Origin of the sequence: Chryseobacterium artocarpi (assembly GCF_001684975.1) — a bacterium.
GTDB classification, from domain to species: Bacteria; Bacteroidota; Bacteroidia; order Flavobacteriales; family Weeksellaceae; genus Chryseobacterium; species Chryseobacterium artocarpi.
In genome coordinates this window covers 161,693-186,340 of record NZ_MAYH01000001.1, presented here as the reverse complement: position 1 = coordinate 186,340, position 24,648 = coordinate 161,693, and the positions used below count along the sequence as shown (strand labels likewise).

Annotated in this window: 17 protein-coding genes; 9 read left to right on the top strand and 8 right to left on the bottom strand. The window is 35.4% G+C overall.

Annotated features, from left to right (window positions below; all coding sequences use genetic code 11):
* A complete protein-coding gene (locus BBI01_RS00840; RefSeq protein ID WP_065392799.1) occupies window positions 1-408 on the bottom strand; it encodes a helix-turn-helix domain-containing protein in 408 nt (135 codons plus the stop codon).
* A 210-nt stretch (window positions 409-618) separates the two neighbouring features.
* On the opposite strand from BBI01_RS00840, the gene BBI01_RS00835 reads away from it, so the two are divergent.
* The 7 genes from BBI01_RS00835 to BBI01_RS00805 all read left to right on the top strand — a co-directional run bounded on the left by BBI01_RS00835 (window position 619) and on the right by BBI01_RS00805 (window position 8,997).
* Complete coding sequence (locus BBI01_RS00835) at window positions 619-1,125, top strand: hypothetical protein (protein WP_065393320.1); 507 nt, start codon at window positions 619-621, stop codon at window positions 1,123-1,125.
* A 381-nt stretch (window positions 1,126-1,506) separates the two neighbouring features.
* Complete coding sequence (locus BBI01_RS00830) at window positions 1,507-2,676, top strand: PDDEXK-like family protein (RefSeq protein WP_065392798.1); 1,170 nt, start codon at window positions 1,507-1,509, stop codon at window positions 2,674-2,676.
* Between the two features lie 157 nt (window positions 2,677-2,833).
* On the top strand, window positions 2,834-3,682 hold the full coding sequence (locus tag BBI01_RS00825) for a GIY-YIG nuclease family protein (RefSeq protein ID WP_065392797.1): 849 nt from the start codon (window positions 2,834-2,836) through the stop codon (window positions 3,680-3,682).
* A gap of 568 nt (window positions 3,683-4,250) precedes the next feature.
* Window positions 4,251-5,384, top strand: coding sequence for a 1-acyl-sn-glycerol-3-phosphate acyltransferase (locus BBI01_RS00820; protein ID WP_065392796.1), 1,134 nt, complete (start codon window positions 4,251-4,253; stop codon window positions 5,382-5,384).
* A 416-nt stretch (window positions 5,385-5,800) separates the two neighbouring features.
* On the top strand, window positions 5,801-6,829 hold the full coding sequence (locus BBI01_RS00815; RefSeq protein ID WP_065392795.1) for a hypothetical protein: 1,029 nt from the start codon (window positions 5,801-5,803) through the stop codon (window positions 6,827-6,829).
* Window positions 6,830-6,832: 3 nt separating this feature from the next.
* Window positions 6,833-7,759, top strand: coding sequence for a hypothetical protein (locus tag BBI01_RS00810; protein WP_065392794.1), 927 nt, complete (start codon window positions 6,833-6,835; stop codon window positions 7,757-7,759).
* The gene (locus tag BBI01_RS00805; protein ID WP_065392793.1) at window positions 7,759-8,997 is read left to right on the top strand and encodes a hypothetical protein; all 1,239 of its coding nucleotides are present in this window, start codon (window positions 7,759-7,761) and stop codon (window positions 8,995-8,997) included. The genes BBI01_RS00810 and BBI01_RS00805 overlap by 1 nt, the downstream gene beginning before the upstream one ends.
* Window positions 8,998-9,075: 78 nt before the next feature.
* Here BBI01_RS00805 and BBI01_RS00800 read toward each other — a convergent pair whose 3' ends face one another.
* The 3 genes from BBI01_RS00800 to BBI01_RS00790 are packed head-to-tail and all read right to left on the bottom strand — an operon-like array spanning window position 9,076 to window position 17,830.
* Entirely contained in the window at window positions 9,076-15,207 is a 6,132-nt protein-coding gene (locus tag BBI01_RS00800) for an alpha-2-macroglobulin family protein (RefSeq protein WP_165602195.1), read from the bottom strand.
* A gap of 25 nt (window positions 15,208-15,232) precedes the next feature.
* Window positions 15,233-16,570 carry a hypothetical protein gene (locus BBI01_RS00795; RefSeq protein ID WP_065392791.1) on the bottom strand — a complete coding sequence of 446 codons (1,338 nt, stop codon included), beginning with the start codon at window positions 16,568-16,570 and terminating at the stop codon, window positions 15,233-15,235.
* 54 nt (window positions 16,571-16,624) lie between these two features.
* Window positions 16,625-17,830, bottom strand: coding sequence for a hypothetical protein (locus BBI01_RS00790; protein WP_165602194.1), 1,206 nt, complete (start codon window positions 17,828-17,830; stop codon window positions 16,625-16,627).
* Between the two features lie 287 nt (window positions 17,831-18,117).
* Here BBI01_RS00790 and BBI01_RS00785 point away from each other — a divergent pair, with 287 nt between their 5' ends.
* Entirely contained in the window at window positions 18,118-18,663 is a 546-nt protein-coding gene (locus BBI01_RS00785) for a hypothetical protein (RefSeq protein WP_065392789.1), read from the top strand.
* 114 nt (window positions 18,664-18,777) lie between these two features.
* On the opposite strand, the gene BBI01_RS00780 is transcribed toward BBI01_RS00785, so the two are convergent.
* From BBI01_RS00780 to BBI01_RS00770, 3 genes are all read right to left on the bottom strand, one after another.
* On the bottom strand, window positions 18,778-19,635 hold the full coding sequence (locus BBI01_RS00780) for a GLPGLI family protein (RefSeq protein WP_165602193.1): 858 nt from the start codon (window positions 19,633-19,635) through the stop codon (window positions 18,778-18,780).
* Between the two features lie 92 nt (window positions 19,636-19,727).
* On the bottom strand, window positions 19,728-21,218 hold the full coding sequence (locus BBI01_RS00775) for a serine hydrolase domain-containing protein (protein ID WP_065392787.1): 1,491 nt from the start codon (window positions 21,216-21,218) through the stop codon (window positions 19,728-19,730).
* An 87-nt stretch (window positions 21,219-21,305) separates the two neighbouring features.
* Complete coding sequence (locus BBI01_RS00770; protein WP_065392786.1) at window positions 21,306-21,905, bottom strand: helix-turn-helix domain-containing protein; 600 nt, start codon at window positions 21,903-21,905, stop codon at window positions 21,306-21,308.
* Between the two features lie 165 nt (window positions 21,906-22,070).
* Between BBI01_RS00770 and BBI01_RS00765 the strand changes: the two genes are divergently transcribed.
* Window positions 22,071-22,706, top strand: coding sequence for a LysE family translocator (locus BBI01_RS00765; protein ID WP_065392785.1), 636 nt, complete (start codon window positions 22,071-22,073; stop codon window positions 22,704-22,706).
* A gap of 77 nt (window positions 22,707-22,783) precedes the next feature.
* Here the strand turns inward: BBI01_RS00765 and BBI01_RS00760 are convergent, their stop codons facing one another.
* Window positions 22,784-24,502: an amidohydrolase gene (locus BBI01_RS00760; RefSeq protein ID WP_065393319.1), complete on the bottom strand. Its 1,719-nt coding sequence runs from the start codon at window positions 24,500-24,502 to the stop codon at window positions 22,784-22,786.
* Between the last annotated feature and the right edge of the window lie 146 nt (window positions 24,503-24,648).

The following is a 24,648-nucleotide window of genomic DNA, read 5'->3' as shown; positions in this document are numbered from 1 at the left end:
TTATCCCTTCTCAATCAACCTCTCCATCATCTCATCCTTCTCCTTCAGCATCCTTTCATAAAGAGCAATCTTTTCATCATACAATTCCACAATTTTATCTATTGGATTAAATGTACAATTATAGTTCATAGCAGAAGCTACAGAGTTATCTTTAAAATCGTGGAATGTATTTGAAATTATATTGATAGCTTGTTCCTCGTTAAAATTCTGAAATGCTTCCACCGGAATTTTCAATACTTCAGAAATTCTTTTCAGTAAAGGGTCTTCAATAATTTCTTTCTGTTCCAGCAGAGAAACTTTCTTCTGGTTCCAGTCGTCCCCAAGGTCAAGAGTCAGTGCTTCCTGCTTGATACCCGGCATTTCTCTGAATTGTTTTACATTGCCTTCTTGATGTATTTTGTGTTCGATGATGCTACTTGCTTTACTATTAGCTTTTGATCAATCTTCTTTATTTTTCTTTTTATGAAGTCTTTTTTACATCAAAAATCTTCAAAATGCAAACCCCATTATCCCGTTTTCACTATCTCATGAATGACCCCTGAAAAGTTATGGTGTCACCGCTTTTCCAGACCTCTTCCTTATTATATTTGGAAGGAACAAATCAAAAAACATGATCTTATGGCACTAGACAATTTAATCAGTGTAAGCTTTTCGAAAAGCGACTTAGAAACTATTGATAAGGCTATTCAGGACATCCAGACTGTCCTTGTAGGAAAAACCATTAACCTTACTCCGGACCAGAGACAACAGTACGGGAGAATTGCAGAGCAGAACAAGCTTTTTGTAAATAAAGCCAAAAGCTATATGGAACAGTATGCCCAACATGTTCCGGGATTTCTGGACAAAGCAGAATTTGACAGGGATTATATCGCCCGGGAGCAGGTAGAACAAAGGTTACAACTATTAGATTCCATCACAGAGCAACTGTCTGATACCAAAGTATTATTAGATCATGACAACTACCACAATGCGATCAGTTTTTACAGAAATATCAGGTTCCTGTCTGAAGAGAATGTTCCGGGTACCAATGTTGTCTATGAAGATATGAAGCAATTTTTTATAACACCACAGCAGCCTCAATCTCCTCCACCACCGCCCTCTAATAATGATAATCCGCAAGGATAATATTGAAATAACAGTTACATTACAAAGCACGTTTTCACGTGCTTTTTTCATGCCCTCCCCCTTCACTCTGCCTTTAAAGTCCCTCTAAGGAGTTATACAAGTAGCTCCAGACCCTTAAACAACGGTCTACAGCCCTTTCACAAGCCCCGATAGCCGTTTATGCAACCCGAGATATCCCCTTAGGTAAGGGGGTATCGCCACTTCCCCAAGGGACTAAAGGTTCTTCCAAAGTGCCTATAGATGGGTATTGAAATACCTCGAGATACTTTGGAAGTGGCTAAGCCCTTTTTAATGATTGCATTAATCACCTTTTATGCTTTCCCGCAAAGAAAAACTAGATATTTTTCTTATTATTGCTAAAATGAAATTAACTAATATACCATGAACGATCATATTTCTTTTTTCCGAGAGATCCAGGCACGTTCTAAGTTTGAGATTGAATATGAAAAGAGACATTCTAAAAAGCTTGCCACTCAATTTAATGCGATGAAGTTCCTGCACTGGAACGAAAATAAAGTTTCAGAAATATTGGCGTTTTTTCTAAACCCTAATGAAGATCACGGTCAGGGAGATATTTATTTAAAATTGTTTAAAGAAGAATTAGGGCTCCATTTTCCCTATGATAATCCGAAAAAAGTGCAGGTAATTTTGGAAGATTCCACTTTCGAAAAAAGAAGAGTGGATATTGTTTTAAAAAATCAAGATTCATTACATGTGATAGGAATCGAAAACAAAATCTACCCATGGACAAAAGATCAGAAAAATCAGGTTCAGGATTATTTAAAATATTTACAATACATCAGTACCCATCATTACCAACTTCTCTATTTAGCTCCAAAATCCAAAGAATTAACAGAATACAGTGGTGGAGAGGAAATTGAAACTCTTATAGAAACAGGACTTTTACGCTTAATAAATTATGAAGACGATATTATTCCTCTTTTAAAAGAATTTATTAAAAATACAGAAAATGAAAGGGTACGTTGTTTTCTGATGGATTTTGAAAATCAACTTATTGAAAATTATATGGGAAAAGAAAATTTAGATCCAGGGTCATTGAGCCATTTTATGACTGAAACAGAAGATAATATAGAAACGGCTTTTCAGATATCCAATACTTTACATTCTATTAAGCAAGACATGAAAGGCCTGGCTGACCAGCAAATGCTTCAGCTTGCTGATGAATTATCAGAAGAATTGAATATAAAGGTTATTTATGACGAGCAATATCATCAGTTTGGGATTTCCGTTTTAAAAAATGTATATGTTAGGTTTAATTATGAAGAAGGCGGCGTTATTTATGGCCTGGTAAAAACACCTGTCTTTATGGATCGGTATAGGGAAAAAGTATATTTCGAAGACCTGCGAAATTATTTGGGAATCAAATTTCGAACATCCCACTTATGGCCTCTATATTTTTTACAATACGGTAATATAGATCATAATGCAGAATTTTGGGTTGATATTAAAAACGGAAATTTCAAACTGTTTATGAAAACATTTATTATGAAGGTTTTAGAAGCTCCTGAAGACATCATAAAAGACCTGTAATAACATCTTCTTTTTAAAAGCCATTTTATATATCAGTATACCTCATAAATTTATACCTTTTCTTTAGAAAGATTAAAGATTTTTCTTATTATTGCCGCCATTAAACAAACATTCTTGAGTCATTAGTCATTCATGATTCAAAACATTAAAACTAACTATGAATACCTTCGGAAAAACCATACGCCTATTCTTCGTGGATGGCACTCCCAACAGTCTCACCACCGCAGAACTCAGCAACTGGACGGGAATAGGCATCAGAGTTCCCCGTATCAAAGTAAGAGAATTCAGCAATCGTACAGAATTTAGAAAGCCTGGTGTCTATATCCTGATTGGTAAAGGAGATAATAATGAAGACGCAGCCTATATTGGAGAAGCTGAAGTGATTGCTGATCGTCTTGCCCATCATATAGCCAACAGAGATTTTTGGAATGAAGTCTTATTCTTTGGAAGCAAAGATCAATATCTGAACAAAGCAGGGGTAAAGTATTTGGAAAATCGTTTGTATGAACTGGCCATGCATGCAGAGCGCTATACTATTAATCAAAATATTCCTACCCGACCGGAATTATCCGAAGCAGAACAAGCTGAATTGGAAGAATTTTTATCTAATGTAAAAATATTGACGGCTTCACTAGGACATAAAATATTTGAGTCTGTGGAAGAAACTATTGAACAAAATGAAACCAATCAGCTGGTGTTATTCTGTAAAAATGGAGCCGGAGCAAACAGTAAAGGAAGCCCTTCTACTGAAGGTTTTGTTGTCTATAAAGATTCTCTACTGATGGTAACAGAACAACCCTCGTTAAATGAAGGTATTGTATTGGAACGAAATAAAATGATTTCAGACGGAATATTACAACTGGAAAACGGGTTCTATAAACTCACTAAGGATTATATTTTTAATTCATCCTCAAGAGCAGCTTCCGCTACGTTGGCAAGATCTGCAAATGGACCATTGGAATGGAAAACAGAGACAGGAATTCAGCTAAAAAATTTAGAAATATAATTTGAATACTATTGTTGAGATTCCTACGGAATGACAAAGTGTGCGGATAAATAAAACGCTGTATTTGTCATTCCGCAGGAATCCAAATTCACCTATTGAGTATTTTAATTTTGAACCATTAAGAAAAAATTAACGTGATAAGAGTCTTAAGAAGAGCTTCGTTTTAAGAGTATTCTAAAGAAAATCTTTGATTTTCATCTTAACTTTTCTTAATAACTTCACAGTTCTTAATGGTTTAACCACAAAAGAATTAAACACTTAAGTTATTTCAAGCGACAAGCTTTACGCATAAGAAGTACACTTAAGGTTTTGAAAATCTCTGATTTTCTTCTTATGTGAACTTATTATACAGTATCCTTCTCAACTTACTTAAGTGAACTAAAGTGGTTTAAATAAAACTTTTGTGACTTTTGTGGTTAAAATATACTCGAATAAATAGAGAAGTCTGCTCCGTTCATCAGATGATTTCTCTAAGTTCTACGCCATTCATAATACTTTAACAACCTTTATAGCCTATCCCCAGATAAATTTTCGTTCTTTTGCAAAAAGTTTTAATTTTTACCATAACATGTCGAAGTTTGATGAAATCCGGTATTTTCATGATCATGAAGTGAATGAAAAATTGCAGAGTGTAGCCCGTGATCCGATGATGAAAGCACTGATGACCTTTACTTTTCCCGGTGTGGATGAGCAGGTTTGGCTGGAACAGTTTAAAGAGGTTCATTCCATAAGTGATTTTCAGCATCAGTTTGTTGCGTATGCGGTTCGTCAGATTCTTGCTAAGAGTTCTGAAGGATTAACGACTTCAGGTTTCGATAAACTTGATAAAAACACTTCTTACCTTTACATTTCTAATCACAGGGATATTGTACTGGATACTTCCCTGCTCAATCTGGTTCTGCTGGAAGGAGGTTATGTTATGACGGCTTCAGCTATCGGAGACAATCTTGTAAAAAGAAACTTTCTGAATGTACTGGCTAAACTAAACCGTAATTTCTTAGTTCAAAGAGGCTTATCCATTCGTGACCAGCTTAAAAGTTCACAAACCCTATCTGAATATATTGACATGCTTCTGCACGAAGAAAACCGTTCCGTATGGATTGCCCAGCGTGAAGGTCGTGCTAAAGACGGGAATGATGATACTCAGCAAGGAGTTTTAAAGATGCTTGCCATGGCAGCTGGGGACCAATCTCTAATAGATTATTTTAAAACATTAAAGATTGTTCCTATCTCTATCTCCTACGAATATGATCCTACTGATTCCTTAAAAATGCCTCAATTACTGGCACAACATAGAGAAGAGGAATACATTAAAGGGAAAAATGAAGATTTTACGACAATACTTAGCGGAATTTTAGGACAAAAGAAAAGAATTCATATCCATGCCGGTGATGTTATTGATACTGAACTGGATGATATTGCCGCCAATATTGAGAATAAAAACAAGCAGCTGCAAGCTATTGCTCAACTTATAGATCAATCAATCATCGAAAACTATAAGCTTTGGCCCACAAAATATATAGCCTACGATCTGATGAACAATACAGATACCTATGCTTCTCAATATACAGAACAGGAAAAGCAATTGTTTATCCGAAGACAGGAAATGCGTATCGATCCGTCTGATCCTGTTTCTAAGGAATATTTCCTTGCCATGTACGCGAATCCTTTGGTAAATAAATTAAAGGCAGAAGAAAAGTAGTTTCTTTAAATACAGATATTCTTTTAGCCACTAATGCACGAATAAGAAGGAAAAATTCGTGAATTAGTGGCTAAAATATTGAGGGTTATATAAACGCAAAGGTTTTACCTTTATTTCGTAAGATTTCAAGGGAGCAAAAGGTGGAATCAATAAAATTGATTATTACTAAGCGTACACATAACCATGATGCTTCTTGTGCTTTTCTGTAAATTCAGAATATTAAATATTTTGATCATAAAAATCTGCTTCATCTGCAAAATCTGCGCGAGAATACATTCATAAACACCATTCAGACTAGATCATAAGCACTTCTACTTACGGGTTCCCGTAATTTTCTTCTGCTCGTTGTTTGTAGTTTCGAACATTATAAAACAGCATGTTTTTATAAGCTTATTCAACAAAACAACGAATACATTATGAATAAAAAAACGACTCCTGCAGATCTCTTTTTGGGAATTCTTGCTTTATTACTGATCAGTGTAAGTTTTTATCAGACCTGGCTGGGTCTGCAACAGATTTTTGGTCCGGCATCATTTGTCATTGCTTTAGTTCTATCATTGCTTCTTCTGTTCCTTTGCTGGATGTTGAGAAATGCAAAATTGGAAGGAAAACCTACCAACAGCCTTGTCTGGATCTACATTTTCATTGCTTCTTTTTGCTTCATTGCTAATTTCAATGCCTTGTATACGAGGTTTATGAAAACGGATATTTATACCGACGAGCTTCGTGATATTAATAAAAATTTCACGACACTAGAGAATGATGTGGAATCAAAATTAAGTTATAAATACAATAAAGCGACTACTCAAAATATTGAGATCAAGAAGAAACAGATGATGGAACAGATCAAGGATCCCGGAAATAAAGGAATCGGAAGCAGAGCTCAGTTATTGATCAAGGATATAGAGAGATTAACGGGTCAAAAGGTTGACCTTCTGACTCCTGTAGGTGAAGATTATGAAGATCTTTCGGAAAGAATGGGAAAACAGATTGATAATATCGTTTCGGATTTATCTCCTGAGGAAAGAGCGTTGAAATCGGATATCAATACGGCGGCTTTCAAATGGAATAAAACGATTCAGGATCTTCTTCTTTTATCAAAAAAGGAAAAAGACGGATTGTCCCAAGGGCTGATTGATGAATCACTTTCGGATTACAATAAACTGGGAAGCCGTGCCCAGACGGTTCTTGGAAATGATAAGATACATTTTGAGCCTATTGTTTCAAAAACACAGCAGGTGGGTAAAATCGGGTTTGCTTTTGAGCATGCGATTAAAAATTTCGGAATGTATCAATTTGTAGTGCTGGCGGGTTGTATTCTGCTTGATTTTGTTATCGTTATTATCATTTTACTGGTAACGGATTCAGGAAATTACAACGGAAACAATAACAGAAGTGTATTTAATAATAAAAGAAGCGGTAAAACCATCATCCCTAATAACTAAACTATGGAAACTCATGATCATTTAAAACCTCTGAATTTTGAAACTGAGGAAACCTTAAAACCTCTTTCGTTTGATTTTCAAAATGATACAAAGGAAGATTTTGTTCCTATTGCAAAAACGATTTCCAACGATATCAAAAACAAGGAAAGTAATTTTGTGTTCTTCTTTGGAACTGCCGAATCAGGAAAGTCTGTGATTTTATCGTCAATGCTTTATTATTTAAGGTCATATGCCGGAGTTTTAAGACCTAAGCTTGGAACGCCAAACTCTAAGGAAGCAAATGTTCTTCTTTCTGATTTCTTTGAAAATATAAGACAGGGCGTTCTTCCGAACAGAACGACAAGGGATCAGGTTACCCGTCTGGATCTTGTTTTTGAACCGAATAACAAATCAAAAAGAGTGGTTCCTATTGATCTCACTTTTTTGGAAACGTCAGGAGAAAATCATAATGATATCAGACGAGGAGGAAACTATCACAGCAGCATAGAGACTTTCCTTAATGCGAATATTCCTCTTACATTCATTATTGTGACGAGCTATGAGTCTGCTTATAATGACGATTCTTTAATCAATGAATTTCTGGATGAGCTGGAAAGAAAGGGAAAAAACTTAAAGTCTGTGAATGCTATTTTGGTGATTTCCAAATGGGATAAATCCGGAAGGATGGATGTGGAAAGTGCCGAAGCGCTGGACAGTTTTATCTCTGATCATTTACCAATGACTTCACAGCGTATTGATACGTATGGGCTAAGTAAAACCTATTACACAGTGGGAAGTGTTCAGAATGCAACCGGAAATGAAAGAATCAGCCTGTTGAATCTTTCTACTGCTGAAGTACTTTCAAAATGGCTGTACAGAAGCATTGTGGGCTACGATCTTGATTATGAAGGAACATTTTGGGAACGTTTAAAATTTAGCTTTACAAATTAATGAGCAGTACTTATTTTTTCTCGGCATTTGGTACATTCGGAAACCCGAATGGCTTCAGGCAATCTTTTTTTCTGGGCGGAAATAAAGCGATAGCGAAAGAGATCAGAACGTTTGATTTAAAAACTGATGCTATTAAACTGTTTCCGCAAACCAGCGTCTATTCTATACGAAAGGATTATGCCGGCGGATGTAACCTCATCTCCTACTCTGTTTATACATTTGCTAAGGAACAGAATTCTGACAGAGGCGGAACATTTATTGGTTCAAGTCTTCTTTTTGTTGATAAAATAACGTCAGAAAGTCTTATCATCAATACCCTGAACGATTTTCACAGTAATCTTGAGAAAAGTAATGTGCAGGACGGAATTATTACCATCAATCATTCTGATCAGTTTTCCATTCATAAGCCAATGGATTTTGATAAGATCGGTTTTAATATCCGGGAGATGGAAGATCTTAATTTTACTCAAACCAGCAATAATTATCTTGTAGTTTATTGTGAAACGAATGCAGCACAGTTGCAGAGTTTTTTTAATCAGGCTTTTGAGCTTCTGAATATGTATGACACGATCTTTTTTACACAAAGCCACGAAATCGGTGAGTTTGTAAGACAGAAAGGAATTTTTAAAATTGTTGACGCCAATGGTTTTAAGAAAGAAATTGAGAATCTTCATGAGGAAAGACTTCGGGCAATTCAAAATTCTATTGCTGATCTCGAAAAGGAAAAAGAAAGTTTAAAGGATGAAAAAGCACAACTTCTGGAACTCCTTAACAGCCAGGTTTCACAAAACGAAAAAAGACATCAGGACAATGAAATCAGGATAAAAGAGTCTAAAAACGGAATTGAGATCATTAGTAAAGAATATGATAAGTATTCAGAGAAAATAGATGAAGTAATACGTTTCCTTACAACTGAAGGAAAGATAGAGTCTGCGAAAAAAATACATCAGGAGAATAAACGGTCATTTGCCAATACCATCAACCAAAATAAAGGTATAGAAACACTTCCTTCTTTATCATCCGTTGCAAGAACTCAGGAAAATCCCCGAAACAACTTACCTTACGGAAAAGACATTGCAGAGTTTTACAGCTCAGGCAGAAATCATCCTCAAAAAGAGTTCAGATTGGATGGTTTTAAGGTGGCTACGTTAATTTTATCATTGTTGTTAATTGCAACATTAGTGGTATGCTTTATGTGGATGCCAAAAGAGTATGTAAAGGTATTTTCTCTATCTTAATTTTACTATTATAAAAAAATAAAAACCCATCTCAACTAAAGCTGAGATGGGTTTTTATCATTGATCTAGTATGAAAGTTTACTTTACTATTTTCACTCTCATCCCTTCTGAATGAGCGCCCATTGCCGGAGCATACATGTTCTGGAAGGAAGTGATTCCATTTGAAAATTCGCCTGCATTATTGGCTTTTACTTCGTATTCGAAAACATAGGTTCCTTTAGGTAAATCATTAAAAAAGAAATGGGTGGCAGCATCTTTGGTGCTTTCATAGTATCCTGCTCCGTTCTGCCATTTGTAGGTAGAAAGAACATTCACGGGCTCAAAACCACTTGCCCGCATATCTTTGAGATGAATATACTGCATATTTTTATCGGTATGGATCACGATTCTGACAACAACTAAGTCTCCTAATTTAATTGGAGTTTCCGAAGTCACTTCTTTAAGCTTACCTTCTTTTCCGTCAAACGTTTTCAGGAAGAGTTTCTTTTCAATGGAAACATTGGAAGAGTTGTTTGCCATCACTTTGTCCATATTCTCATAATACAGTCGGTACATTCCGCCCCATGCTACTCCCGGGCTGTTTTTTTGAATCTCTAAATTCCCTTTCTCCGGAGTGATGTCTTTCCAATAGTAAGATTTCTTAAAGAATCCTGCTTCTGAGGTTTTTGATCCGTCATGAGCGGGGAAAATAGTTTCGTTTCCTAGTTTCATGGTAATTCCTTTCTCTGCATCCAGCCACGATTTCCCGTAGTTCAGTAGTGCGTAGACCGCTTCAGTAGTAGATTTAGTAGTACCCCAGCCTTCTGTCTGTTTATTTTTTAAAAGCCAGACTTTCATTTCTTCTACACTGGCTGTGTCTTCCGGCGTAATCTCTGAAAAGGCTTCGATAAGCATAGCCTGGGTTTCAATAGGTGCCTGATACCAATACCAACCGGAATAATTATTCTCCCAGTACATTCCGTTTTCTTCGGATTTTCTTGATGTTTTCTTCAGGTCTACAATACATTTTTTAGCTAAATCACGATAACCATAACGTTGTAACAGCGTTGTGATCATTACCTGATGATAGAGACTGTATTCTTTAAAATCCTTTGTATAGGTATTGGCTAAAGTAGGAAGTATCTTTTTCAGCTCTGCCGGAATTTCTTTTTTCGTCCAGAAGCTTCTATAGTAAAAATAGGAAGAATAGTCATTGAGATCTAGTTCCTTGTTTTCTTTTTGATTTTTAACGAGTTGTTCTTTGTATTCTTTATCCAGATAATCAACGGTATTTCTAATAACATGGTTGATTTCGTTGGTGAAATACTCGCCGGATTGTCCTTTCAGCATTTTGTCAAGCTTTCCAAAGCCTGCAAGAATGTGTCCGGAAATGGTTTTATCTTTACCGCCACCCGGGAACCATGAAAAGCTTCCATCAGGATTTTGACGGTCTACCAGATCCCGTTGGGCTTTTTTAAGATCGCGCTGCATTTTATTCATATTAAAGAATAGAGAAAGCTGCTGCATCTGCTCGTTCTGATCTTTAATGGTACTTAGCCAAGGAGTTTCTCCTATAAGAATGGCTTTAAGGTTTTCATTTGCTTCCAATGGATTGGATGGCGTTTCTTTGGCATTCCATTCGTCAAATATCTTCTTGATCTTCGGGGATGAATTCATAATATATGTTGAAAGCATATTTCCGTATAATCTGCTGAAAAGCTGCTCAGAACATTCGTGGGGGAATGATCTTAAATACGGAATAGACATCACGGCAAACCATAGCGGATTGGAAGTAAGTTCTACGCTCAGGTTAAAATTCGCGGTTGAAGATGAGGTATTATTTGCCAGCCCTTCCATCGTATAGGTTTTATGCTGTCCTTCTTTGATGGAAATGGGAATGGTTTGTGTCACCAGCATTCTGTCGGAAAGTATAGGCAATACATTTTCTTCTCCGTCTGAAAAGTCTTTGGTTTTGGCAAGAATTTTATAGCCCACATGATCTATTGCATAAGGAACTTTAATTTCCCAGCTTGCCTGTGTTGATCCTTTGGCTGCCACACTGATTTTTTTGAGAGAATTGGTATTTAAAAATGCGGAATCTAATGGCTGGGATGTTTTGGGATCAAAAAGATACAGCATCATGTCGCCTTTCAGTTCTTTGTCTGACAGGTTATCAATTTTTGCTGAAAGTTCGATATGGTCTCCCTGTCTCAGGAACCTTGGCGGATTGGGAGTCACCATAAGTTCTTTCTGAGTCTTTGTTAAGAATTCTGCGGAGCCTGTTTTCAGGTCTTTAGTGTGTGCGAACAGGATCAGTTTCCATTCTGTGAGGGCTTCAGGAGTATTGAATTCCAGTTTAATGTTTCCTTCTGCATCGGTATAAAGATTAGGGAAGAAAAATGCTGTTTCATCCAGATTGGTTCTTGCTTTTACTTTTTTGAGCAACTCTTCTCTCACTGCTCTTTTAGAGGTCACAATATATGCTCCACCTGCGGCTTCACTTCCATATAAAGCTATTGCTTCAGCGCTGTTCAGTTTTTTTATCTCAGCAATTTCATCTTCAGGAATATTATTTTTCATTGGCTTCCCATCAATCACATATAGAATTGGGGTGTTTTCAGATTTCATACTTGAATATCCTCTGACTACAACTTCTTGAGCTACCGCATTAGCTGCTACTGATTTTGTCATGTATGCCGTCCTTACAATTCTAGCCGCCGTATATTGAAAATAAGGTGATTCCGGGGTAGGAAACTTATCTGACTGAATAGGATATCTGTTGTATATCTTATCATTATCAATTGAGTTAAAAGAAATTAATCCATCAAAGAAATCATCAGCTTCTATACGGTAGGGATCATAATCATCATAGCTATCATCTGAATAAGGAGTGTAGTAGGTAAAGCGGTAATCATTTTTGGCAAACACATCCAATGAAGCATCATACATGGAAGCCAATACTTCTGCATTGATCTTTTCTTTATCTTTTCCTTTAACGGTAAGAATCCATTTCTCCGGAACTCCCGGCTGAATTCTATCGCGGAAAACCTGAGTGGTAATTTCCAGGTCTCGGTTGATATTTTCTTTGATCTTGAATTTGATATTCCCTTTTGTGTAATCATTGTCATGCACAAAATCATAATCCAGAAAGAGTTGTTTTTTCAGATCGGTATCGGTTACCGTAAATGTAATATCCACAGATCCTTTGTTCAGGGCAATCTGTTGATAGTCTTCTTTCTTTCCGTTTCGGATGAAACGATAATTGACAAAACCTTCTTTGAAATCTGAATAGAAAGTAACTTTTGCCTTTTCTCCTACCTTATACAGTTCTTTATCTGTACGGATTCCGAAAAATGAAGGTTTCCCGTTTCTGAATGTTATATGATCAAAGACTTCAATTATTTTAAAGGCTTTAATGGTATCCTGGTCTACAATAGATTCTGCTTCCACAAGATATTTTCCGGGTTCAGGTTTTTTTTTGAGTAGAATGGTTCCGGTTTCTTCAGTATTGAATGATTTTGAAAAGAACAGTTCTCCCTTCTGAGTCTTAGAGTTATCATTTTGCAGATAGCTTAGATGCGGGAAGTAAACATCAAAAAGTTCTTTGTCATAAGATGAATATGATAAAGCCTTATCTTCTGTATTTCCGGCATAATAGTTTCTGTCCTCTTCTTTTTCGGTAAACTTAGGTAAAATGATCTTTTTTTCTTCCGGTATTCTGGTGATGGTAAGGTTTCCTTTGCCGTTTATTTTCTGATCATTGAGGTTACTCATTGATATTTTCAGAAATTCCCATTCGTTCTGCAGTACCAGATCAGGTGCATCAACATTGATCTTCGCCTTTACCTCTCCGATATTGATTTTGATCTGTCCGCTCTGTGATTCTCCATTGACATCGGTTACATAAAATGAAACGAAATACTGATAATTTCTTGTATCACCCTTGGTTTTTTCATCTGCTTCTGCACGAAAGGTAATATTGAAATTTCCGTTACTGTCTGTAGTGGTTTCTCCATGAGTAATATCGGTTTCTGTATCGTTAAAAGGTGGGTGATAATATCTTTGATAATAATTTCTCCAAAGGCGGATTCTCTTTCTTTTAACTTCATATTTCACAGTTGCTCCAGGTATATCAGCGCCTGAAAAAGCTTCTGCCTTCCCGCTTACTTTCACTTCTTCCTCCAACTTGTAAGCTTCTTTCACCGGATTGACCACCACACGGAATTTTGGTCTTTTATATTCTTCTACTTTAATATATTTACTTCCAAGGACTATGTTATTTTTATTTTCTTCTGTATCTTTCTGTTCTCCAAAATCAGCTTCCATACTTATATAATAATTTCCTGTAAGCCCTTGTGACGGAATGATAAAGGTTCCGGTAATACTTCCGAATTCATTGGTAACAGCCTCAGCTTTTGAAATATCCTGGTAATTGGAATCTCTCAAAGTCACCACTACCTTTTGTTTTGGGAGAATTCCTGTTTTCTCAAAGTATTCCTGCTTCAGAATTCCTTTGTAGAACATTTTCTGCCCGGGACGGTAAATGGCACGGTCTGTAAAAATGATAAAGTCTCTGTTGATCGGTTCTTTAATTGCCTCTTCTTCTTTTTTTACATTTCTTACTTCATTGTAATTATAATCAATGACAAAATACTTTTTCAGGTGAGGAAAATAAATAATGCTATTATCATATTCCCTGTTTTTTGATTTTGGCAAAGAGAAGATTCCTTGTTTATCCGTAGTTCCGTTTCCTGTTCTTATCAGTTGATTGTCTTTTTTCCTGTTCTTATAATTATGTTCATAATCATAGACGTTCTGATACATTATATATTCTGAATTGTCAATCGCTTTTCCGCTTTTAGTATTAATCGCCTGAAAGGTTACTTTTGTATCGTCTTCAAATCTTTTGACATAAAACAAGTCTGAAACCGCAAACATCGTTGAACGTTCTGAGTCTTCAGAAACAGAATTCATCTCATACAACCCCTCTTCCAATGGTGGAAGAGCAAGAATCGTCTTATGAAATCTGTAATCATCAAACTTCTTTAAAGGGAAAATTTCAGTACGAAAGCTGTGCTCGTCCAATTCATTATGAGTAAAGGAAAACAGTTTTTCTTCCTCATGAAACCCTCTCCATAAAAGTTCTTTATCAAAATCTATAATTCCTGATTTTTTTACCAGTTCTATTTTTACCTTGTCTGTATTTTTATAAGTCGTTTCTAAAGGTATATATTCACCCGGAAGGTTTCTGGTCGGGAAATTGATGCTCATTGAAGAACCTTCAAGTTCATTGATCAATTTTTTACAATGGTTGCTCCAGTCTGAAGACGGAAAATTATCAATTGCTTTCTGACAGACCTTAAAGGCATTGAGAAAATTGTTTTCTTCATTTTCATACCTTAAAAGGCTTGCTGCCTGATACAACAGATAGGCTGAAAAAGGTTCTTCAGGGAAATTGTCAGCCAAGTTTTGGAGTTGTTTTGCCTGTTTTTTGGAATCGCCTTCTATTTCAGTACTTTTCAGATAAAGCAATGCTGTTTTATCCTTATCACTGGCATGAAACTGATTTAAATCCTCTTTGATTACAGCTATTTTTCTCTTCGCAGATTGATCATAATCAAATGGTAATTCATTTAAAAATTTAAGATAATTCGTCGCAATAAGATCGTATAATGTAGGTTTATACTTTGCAAATTCTAAGCGGTCAATAATCTCACTCCATAGTTCAGTTTTTTCAGCCTGTAAAACAGATCTATTGGTAAGCGCGTTAGTATAAAGTCTGTCTGCTTCTCTATAAAAATCATTGACAGCCCATTGCCTGTAATCTTCCGGAAGCTGATCAAGGGGTGTAATATCATTCTTATTTGATGTTCTTCCATAAAAGGTAAGAGAAGAAATATAAATATTGGCAAGATAATATTGAAAAACAGCTTTCCGCAACCCTTTGGATTCGTCTATTTTTTTTCGGAAAATCATAATCTGATCATGCTGTGATTCTATATATTCTTCTTCATCTAAATCGTCTTTCTCCATATTATCTTCACCTACCATCATGAGAATTTCTTTCTGAATAGAATCCCGTAAAGACATTCTGGAATCTGAAGGTTGATTTTTATGTATTGAAACTTTAGGTTTAGACTTATTGCTCTGTTTATACACAGGAATTTGCGAAAACAAATAAGTAAACGACAGCAATGATATAATACAATATATTTTGAATGAAAATTTCATGGAAATCAGTTTTAAAATGGAAAAATTATTCCTGAACATAGTTTGGAATTTCAATAAGGTCGCCTGTAGTTTTCGGAATGAAATACCCGCCATTTTCACGTAGTATCATATATTTTCCGGGAATAAGGCTTATATAAATGAGTACAGATTCCTTATCATTGGTCTGTGTTTTTCCCGATGAAGAATTCTGTATTGTTTTACCCATAAATTCAGGGGATGAAAAGTATATATATTCTGTAAAGGGTTTATTTTTGAAATACGGATTGATCCATTTTCTTTTACCAAACTTTTGAAAAATCTTTTCTATGGATAAGGGTTCAATCTCAGAGACGGAAACAATAGAGGTTTCTGTGTTTTGATATTCCTTCATGGGTTTCCAAGCTTTTTCATTTTGGAAATCCCTTTCTAATCTCATCGTTTGTAAACCATTTTCCGTAAAAAACCGGTACTCAATTTCTCTATATAAGTCCTTTGTAGAATGTTTTTCAAGAAAATTGACAGTTCCCCGATGAAGAATAATGTGACTTACATTTTCCATGGTAACGTTTGAGAACGGGAAGCTTTTGTACTCTATATAAAGCGGTTCATCTATCACTCCACTTTTTTGAGTTCGATAATAGAAACTTTTACCGTTTTTCAAATTTTTACTGGAAATATAATAGGATGTACTGTCCAGCTTCTGAACAAGATTGCCATCTTTATCAAAGTTCATTTCCAATATACACTTTCCGTTGCGATAGGAGTATTCAACGGCAGTTTTCAGGTTATGTTTCCAGTAATAGATCTGCTTGTATTCTGAGTTTTTTTCTTCTTTCTCGGGAAGCTGAACCATATCGTCAGCCTGAGTTTTTTTATTATATGAGCGATATCCATTTCTGGAAAGCAACGTCCCTACAACTCCTGATTGAATATAACCATCTTTATATATGGCTTCTCCTAAAATACTTCCATCCGGTTTATATTCAATGGTCTTACCCACTTTTAAACTGTCTCCGTACTGAATGGTTTTCCAGACTTTGCCATCATCAAAATAATACGTCAGCTTTTTTTGTGCCGTTTTATTGATATAAGAAGTTCCTGATGCATCCGTTTGATCCTGATAAAACCAAAAGACATCTCCAACTTTATTTTTTTCATCTCCAGTCACAAAATATCCCTGCATCTGAGGTGAATCTCCTTTTACATAATGATCCTGAATCAGCTCTAAGTTCCCTAATTTAAGAAGAGGAAGCCGACGGTAATATTTTGCATTGCTTTTTTGCGTTTCCTTCCAGTCTGAATCAAAATAAACGGTTTTATTTTGTGCAAAAAAATGGGTTGGAATATATAATATACTAAGAAGTAAATATCGTTTTTTCATCATTAATTTTTTCGTTTTCTGGTGGTAAGCTTGTTCAATTGAATTCCTACAATACAATCAGAGTTTTTTCTGTACATATACTGAAACGACTTTCCCGTTCCCGTCATAAGTGGTGACTTTTCCTTCGCAGTTTTTGTTGAGAGTTGAAACAGATTTATATTGTATTTTTCCATCAGAAATTGTACTGAATATATCTTTATCGCCAATATTTTCAGTGGTATTTTCAGAAATTATTTTACCTCCTTTTCCTTCTAAGGTCAGTTTTGAGTACATTCTTTTGATGTCAGAATTATATTGATATATGCTCTTGCTTTCGATCTCATCATCTACCATTGATTTCTCATTTAAAACCCGTCCCAGTTTATCATAGGTATAGTAGATTTTTCTTTTAAGCTTGCTTTTTTTATCAAAATCGGCTTTCTCTATGACCTGTCCTTTGGTATTCAGGTGAAATTCTTCTCTGGAACCGAAATTGACATCATGAACGATAAACTGATCAGGGAGATATTTAAAATTCAGTTTCATTTCTCTTTTCCCGTTTTGATTGTAATACGCTATTGAATCCAAAAGCCCTGTATTTCCCAGATAGTACTTCTGTGTACTTTCAATTCCATCCCGCAGATATTCATAACTTAATACTCTTCCGTTTCGATAGGTCACTTTGGAGGTATAGCTTATTTCTTTTTCTTGGGCATCTTTATAAAATATCGTTTCATAGCGTCCATTACACATTCCGCTGTCTTCAAAGAAAGGAAGAGGATAATAAATGGTATTGCTTTTATTAATGATCCTGTCAGCATATTTCTGATCAGGAATAAAAGGAATTGCCCAAATGGAATCCAGAATACTTTTTGTTTCTTTTTTTACTGTTTGGGATTCTTTTTGAGATTGTACCATCTTTTTTAGCTCTTCAGGCATATATTTTTGAACCAGACGCTCATATTTCTTGGTATTGTATTCGATAATCGGTTCGTTTTTTCCATCGAAAAGAATCATCGCTGTACGTTTTGGAAGCTTTTGAACATCTACAAACCAAGTTATATCTCCATTTGAAAATGTAAAAGTCTTGGCATTGGTTCGTCCCACCATTACACGTTCGGTAGCTCCTCCAAACTGTGTATAGATCTTATCAGCGGTATTCTTATGATCATTAATTTGATTTTCTGAAGCAGTACTATTTTCATTTTCTACGAAGAAAACGGCTTTTGTAGGTTTTGAGATTCCGAAATTGGCTTTATCTTCTGAAGTTGCTATTCTGATCATTTTCGGTGAGCAGGAATATACAAACAGAAAAAGGAGTACAGAAAAGAGCGTTTTAAGTTCTTTTGTACACTTAAACATGAAATAATTGGATTTGGTGTTCATCATTATTAATCTTCTTTAAAAATACAAAAAATAGGATGAACAAAATCTTTTCAATAATTTCCAGCTAAAAACGTATTTGAAAAGGTCATGAATCGGATAATTTCATTCTTTCTGTTTTCTGTACCCAGCTTCCCTTATCTTCAAAACTCAGCATAAAATATTATCTTCGTAAAAAATTTGACAATATGAAAAAAATGATATTTCTGGCTTCTGCCGTGCTTGTACTGAATTCCTGTGTGGTAAGAACTGCTACAAAAGTAGTTTCCGGAGCAGTAAGTGTAGGCTATAAAGCGGTAAAAGGAACCGTGAACGGAATAAGCTGGGCGGTGAGCAAAGCGAAAGGTAAAATATCTGAAGACCGTCTGGACGGAACCTGGAAGGTTGTAGGGGTTTATAAAGGTTCTTTTGAAGATTTTTCAAAGGATCAGAATCCTGAAAGTACATTTACTTCTGACTGTACGGAAAGCTTTGATCAGATCATTTTTAAGGCTAAAAAATCTAAATTCAAGCCTGTGCATTGCAGTTCTGAGAAGGAAGACTGGGTAAAATACTCTTTAGAATTCGGGAAAAATCCTATCACGAAGGAAAAAGAAAACTATATTGAATACAATTCCAATAACTATATTTCCGTTATTGACGTCAATAATAAAACAATGGTTCTGGAAGGAAATCTGATGCCTAAACTGGCATTTTCCGGTGCCAAATTATACCTTTTGGAAAAGGTGAAATAAAAATTACAAAGCCTGCTTTCGTTTTGAAGCAGGCTTTATTTATTGTAATTTGTTCTAAAATGCAAAGAATTACATTCAAACTTTAAATATCGATTGGATACCTCTCATACTATTCTAATAAAGCAGATCTAATTCAATGTTATTATTATCCTCTTTTATTGTTTTTTTCATCTGCATTTCTCTTTCCCGGATATAAACACCTTTGTCTACCATTGTTCCATTCATATTTACTTTATCCAGATCATGAAGCGTAATTCTCAGTGACTTGGCTGGATCTTTTCTGGATTCTAAAAAAAGCTGTTTGTATTGATGATAGTCAATATCCACTTTATCTCCAAAGTTAAAGACAAAATTTTCTGTAGGAGATATTTTTTCAATTTCCTGACCTGAAAGTTTTTTGATTCCTACTAAAGTAAAAGAATGACTTCCTTTAGAATCTTCTATCTTCAGGATCATCCCAGGCAGACCTCTGAATTTATAAGGACCATCCTGTACAGGAATATCTGCACAAAACCAAGCTATCCATTTTCTGCCACCAAAATCAGCTGTTGCTTTCTGAACGTTATATCCTTTAACTGTATTTTTTTCGGGATGAACAGACCATTGTATAAGCCGGTTATCTAACACATTATATTTAGTTCGTCCCATTCGGGTAATGAAAAGCTGTTTATTTTCAGTATAATCTTTTATGACAGTATATTTAATTGTATTACTTTTAGAAGCTGCTGATTGCGCTATATTTTCAATTTTTCCTGTTGCTTTCATCTGTTTATCCAGGATTTCTTTCGCAATAGAATCATTCTTAAAGGTTTCTCCGCTGTAATATTTAGAGAACTTAGGCATAACATCCAGATACATCAGTTCTGTTTTTTTACTTTCAAGATTAGCAGAATCCGGAATGTACTGATATTCGTATACGAATCTCTGATTTTGTGCAAAGACATTTACAAATAGAATCAATAAAATAATCACAAGTAATTTCCCTGGATATAACATAACTAAAACTACAATAAGAGCAGTATCAAATATAAGATTTCACTTAAAAACAGGAAAATTAAATATCATTACTTACTGTTTTCTATATCCACAATCTTCTTTCCTTCTTTTCCCAAATAATGAAGAACCAGTTTTTCATAGACTTTGTATCCATCATCTACATTGGTAAAGATCAAAAGTCCTTTTCCTGATTTTGGTAACATAAAAGCAATACATCTTGTTCCTTGATCAGCTCCGCCATGAGATAAAGCATAGTTTTCATTTCCGAGATCATAGATTTCAAAGCCTAATCCGAAGTATTTATTTTCTTTGGTTTTAATCTGTTTTTGGATCATCTCCCGGAATACATCTGATGTCAAACCTTTTCCTTTCATCACATTCACCATAAAGCTTCCATAATCTTCTATTGTTGTGTGCAAATCATCGGCAGCATTGGGTGTTTTATTTTTTTCTGTGGGATATGATATTCCTTTTTCATTGTATCCAACGGCAAATCTTTGTTCATCAATATGCTGATCCCAAATATACCCTGTATCATACATTTTATAAGGTTGGAAAATCAGTTCCTGAGCCAGTTGTTCCAACGATTTCTTGAATTTGGCTTCCAATGCTTTTCGCAGATATTCAAAACCTTCTCCCGAATATTGATATTTCGTTCCCGGTTCAAACTGAAAGTTCAGTTTTTTATCTGTATTCATCCATCTCCAATTGGGGAAACCGGTTTGATGGCTAAGAATAATTCGTGTCGTTAATTTTTTATGTTTTGGATCATTTGAAATGTCAGGATCTATCCAATATTTATCTAAAGGTTCATCCAATTTCCATTTCCCTAAGCTTATCAGACGCAATGCAACCATTGCAGTCACAGGTTTGGTAAGAGAAGCAACGTTGAAATAAGTATTGTAAGGGGCTGGAATATTTTCTTTACTATTTCCAAAAACTTTTACCTGTTTCAATTCTCCGGATTCTATAATTCCCAGTCCAAGGGTTGGAATTTTATTTTCTTTTAACCAGTTTTCTATTTGCTGATCATTATCAAAAACAGTTTTAATGTCCATTGATTCTTTTGCATGATGATCAAAGCTTAAAGATCTCGTTAATTTCCATTCTCCGTTTTCAAGCAACCAAAGATTGGTAAACTTAGCTTCTCCTACTAATTTTTCAATTGATGCTCCTTCTTTTTCATAAAAAAAATGACTACCGTTTTGTATTGCCGCATAAAGTTTCCCGTTCTGATATAATGGAAATATTTGTGTACTTTCATGATCCAATACTCTTCTGGAACGATAGTCTGACGGTGATTTACACAATCCGTTTTTAAAATCTGTAATGAACTTCTTTTTATCTGAAAAACCGCCTTTATCATGGTAAAATTCCAGATTATCGCTTAGCAAAGCTTCTGTCTGTTTTACATTACAGGTATTAAATCCCACCGAAAAAAGCAGACTGTCTTTTGACATAATGGTATTATAAAGCGGATCTGTTTTTGGCAATTGTGCATATAAGCTACCCAAAAACAGGTTGAAGAAAAGGAATATAAAACGAATAGTCTTTGTCATTATTAATTTTTTGACAAAGGTTAGATTTTCGATTCTTTTAAGCCTAAAAATGAACCCGACAATAACCCGACAAAGTACTGACAGGTTTTATATCATGCTGAATTTCAATCTAAAATACAATTTCTTCTTTCTGTCAATCTCTGCTGCATTTCGAAGAATAATACATACATTGGAAAGTACAATAAGGATCATCAGAATAAGGGTAAACTGTCTTCCGAGTTTCAAAAAGATGCCCAGCATGAAAACAATAGGTGCCATTACCGTCCATATCATCTGTACTGAAATAATTTGTCTGGCAAGACTGTTTTTTTGCTTCAGAGTATACATCAGCAAAAGAGGTACGAAAATATTTAAGGGAGGTACAACAGTAAAAAACAATGAGGAAAGATTGATCATTTTGATCTGAGAATAATTGATACCATCTGTTTGTAAGGTTTCTGCATCTTTCTCTTCTGATATTATTGCTGGTTCATCTATTGTTGTGCTTTCCACTTCGGAAATCTTCTCTGTATCCTGTAATAAGGTTTCTTCTATTTCCAGGGCAGCAGCCAATGCTCTCAAGGTATGTCCTTTGGGTTCTGTTCCAGCTTCAATCCGTTGAATTGTTCTTACAGAAATTTTTGATTTTTCTGCCAATTCTTCCTGAGTTAGATTTTTCTGTTCTCGTGCAATTTTTAGCTTGGACATTTGAGGATTCTTAAGAAGTATTTTTTACTATTTTTCTGTTGGCTAATTTACAGTTTTTTCGAGATTTAAAACAAAAGGTTAAAAGGGATTAAGCTGTTATTTTTAAGGCTTATTCTAAAACTATTGTTCATTTTCTCAATTAATAAGATATTTGCATAAAAATTAATGATCCCACTTCACGAACTTTCATTCTTTATTCTGGCTGCTCTTATCTTAGTGATCAGCCCCGGTCCTAATATGATTTACCTGATCTCAAAGTCAATAACACAGGGTAAAAAATCAGGTTTCATTTCATTGACAGGTGTGGTGTGTGGGTTTTTGTTTCACATCATCATGGTGTCTTTTGGTTTAACAGCTGTATTATTGGCGGTTCCTTTTGCTTATACCATTCTTAAAACAATGGGAACGATCTATCTTTTATATCTTGCCTACCAAGCCATTAAACCTAATAGCAAGAACATTTTTGATGTTGATAAAAATACATCGTATGACAGTCCTAAAAAGCTTTTTACCGTTGGATTCCTCACAAATGTCCTTAATCCGAAAGTAGCTGTTTTCTATCTTTCATTTTTCCCGCAATTCATCAAACCGGAATACGGATCTGTGCTCACTCAGAGTCTGGAGCTTGGTGTTGTTCAGGTTCTGGTAAGTTTTAGCGTTAATTTTTTAATTGTGCTGACAGCTTCCAGAGTTGCTTTATTTTTCAGCAATAATCCTGCATGGATAAAAGTTCAAAAGTGGTTTATGGCAAGTGTTCTTACGTATCTTGCCATCAGAATGGCTTTTTCAAAGGCGAAATAATGAATTTTCAATACTGAATACAAAAACAGCATCTTACAATAAGCAAGATGCTGTTTTTGTATTAAAATCGTAAAAATTTAATTTTTCTTATAGACCTGAACTCCATCTTTATAGGTTTCCATTACCCGAATATCTTTTATACCCAATGGATCTATCTTCACAGGATTTTTATCTAAAATAACAAGATCTGCTCTCTTATTCTGTTCCAAACTTCCTTTTTCATGTTCTTCTCCCCATTGCCACGCCGCATTGATGGTAATTGCTTTGAGAGCTTCATAAGGGCTGACACGCTGCTCCGGACCTAATAAGTATCCTGAACGTGTTTTTCTGTTTACAGCAGCATACACGGCAGCAATTAAATCAGGAGGAGTAACCGGAGAATCATGATGGATGGTAAAGCGAATTCCCTGATCCAAACCTTCTTTCAACGGGCTGATTCTCTTTGCTCTGTCTTCTCCCAATACATTTTCACGATGCCAATCTCCCCAAAGATAAACGTGAGTAGGAAACCAGCTTGGCATGATTCCTATTTTCTTATAACGAGGAACCTGATCTTCACGACATACCTGACTATGAATCAATACACAACGCATACTATCGGTAAGTAATTTTTCATTTTTAAGAATCTCCATAAGGCTAAGCCCTTCATCAATAGCCGCATCACCGTTGCAATGAATATGTGCCTGCATTCCTGCTGTAAAAATAGCTTTTAATCCTTTATAAGCATTTTCTCTTGAGTAAATAGGATGTCCTTTGAAGCCTTGTTCTTCCCCATCCGGAGCGACCAGATACTGTTCTTTAAGCCATGCTGATTTTCCCTGCGGAGATCCGTCAAAGGTCATTTTTACACCTCCTATCTTGACACGTCCTGTGTATTTCTGATAATAATCTTTCCAATGTTCAAGTTTATCAGCGTTGGTATCATAATCCGGCAGAATGATATAATCTCCACGCAGGAGTTTCTTGTCATTCGCTTCAAAGATATGATTGATATTAGCCGGTGTGGCACGTCCTTCACAAATGGTCGTCTGTCCGTTAGCAAACCACTCGTTTTCCGCATCCAGTAAAGATTTAAACTTATCTTTTTCTGCAGGCTTGGGTAATTGGCTTGTGAGATACTGTAAAGCTTCAATGTTCGCATTTTCCTGCATTTTTCCGGTAAGTTCTTTGGTATTAGGATCTTTTCCTACAACTCCTCCCGAAATTTCTGTATCATAGGTAACCCCCATATTTTTTAAGAATAATGAATTTCCTACTCCCATGTGTCCTGAAGCATGTTCTATATAAATTGGATTTACAGAAGATACCGAATCAAGTTGCTTTGCTGTAGGGTGTTTATGTTCTTCCATAATAGCATCATCATACCCATTGCCGACAATCATTACACCGGGTTGAATATTATTTTGGATGATAAAGTCTTTAAGAACTTTCTGTAAGTCCGGAATAGACATCACTTTTCCGTAAGGTTCAGGCTGCAAATTAATCATTTGAGATGCAGTAGCATATTGAGAAACATGTCCGTGGGCATCTATAAATCCTGGCATCAGTGTACGTCCGTTCAGATCTATCATCTTAGTGCTGCTGCCTTTCATTTCCAAAGCTTTGGTCTTCGGTCCTGCAAAAGTGATTTTTCCATCGGTTACTACAAGTGCTTCTACATAAGAAGCTTTATCTCCTTTCATTGTGAGGATATCTCCGTTGACAAATATCTGGTCTGCTCCTTTTTGAGAGGTACATCCCATGGAAATAGCAGAAACAGCTGCCGATAACACAAAAAATCGCCAGAGTTTTTTCATTGAATGAGGGATTTTTGACATAGTTTATGGTTTTAAAAGTTTGATTTAAAATTCTTAAACATCAGTTTTCATCATTTGTTTTTTGCTCTACAACAATATTATATCACAAATATGAGATAAATAAAATGTTTTTAAGCCCGTATAAA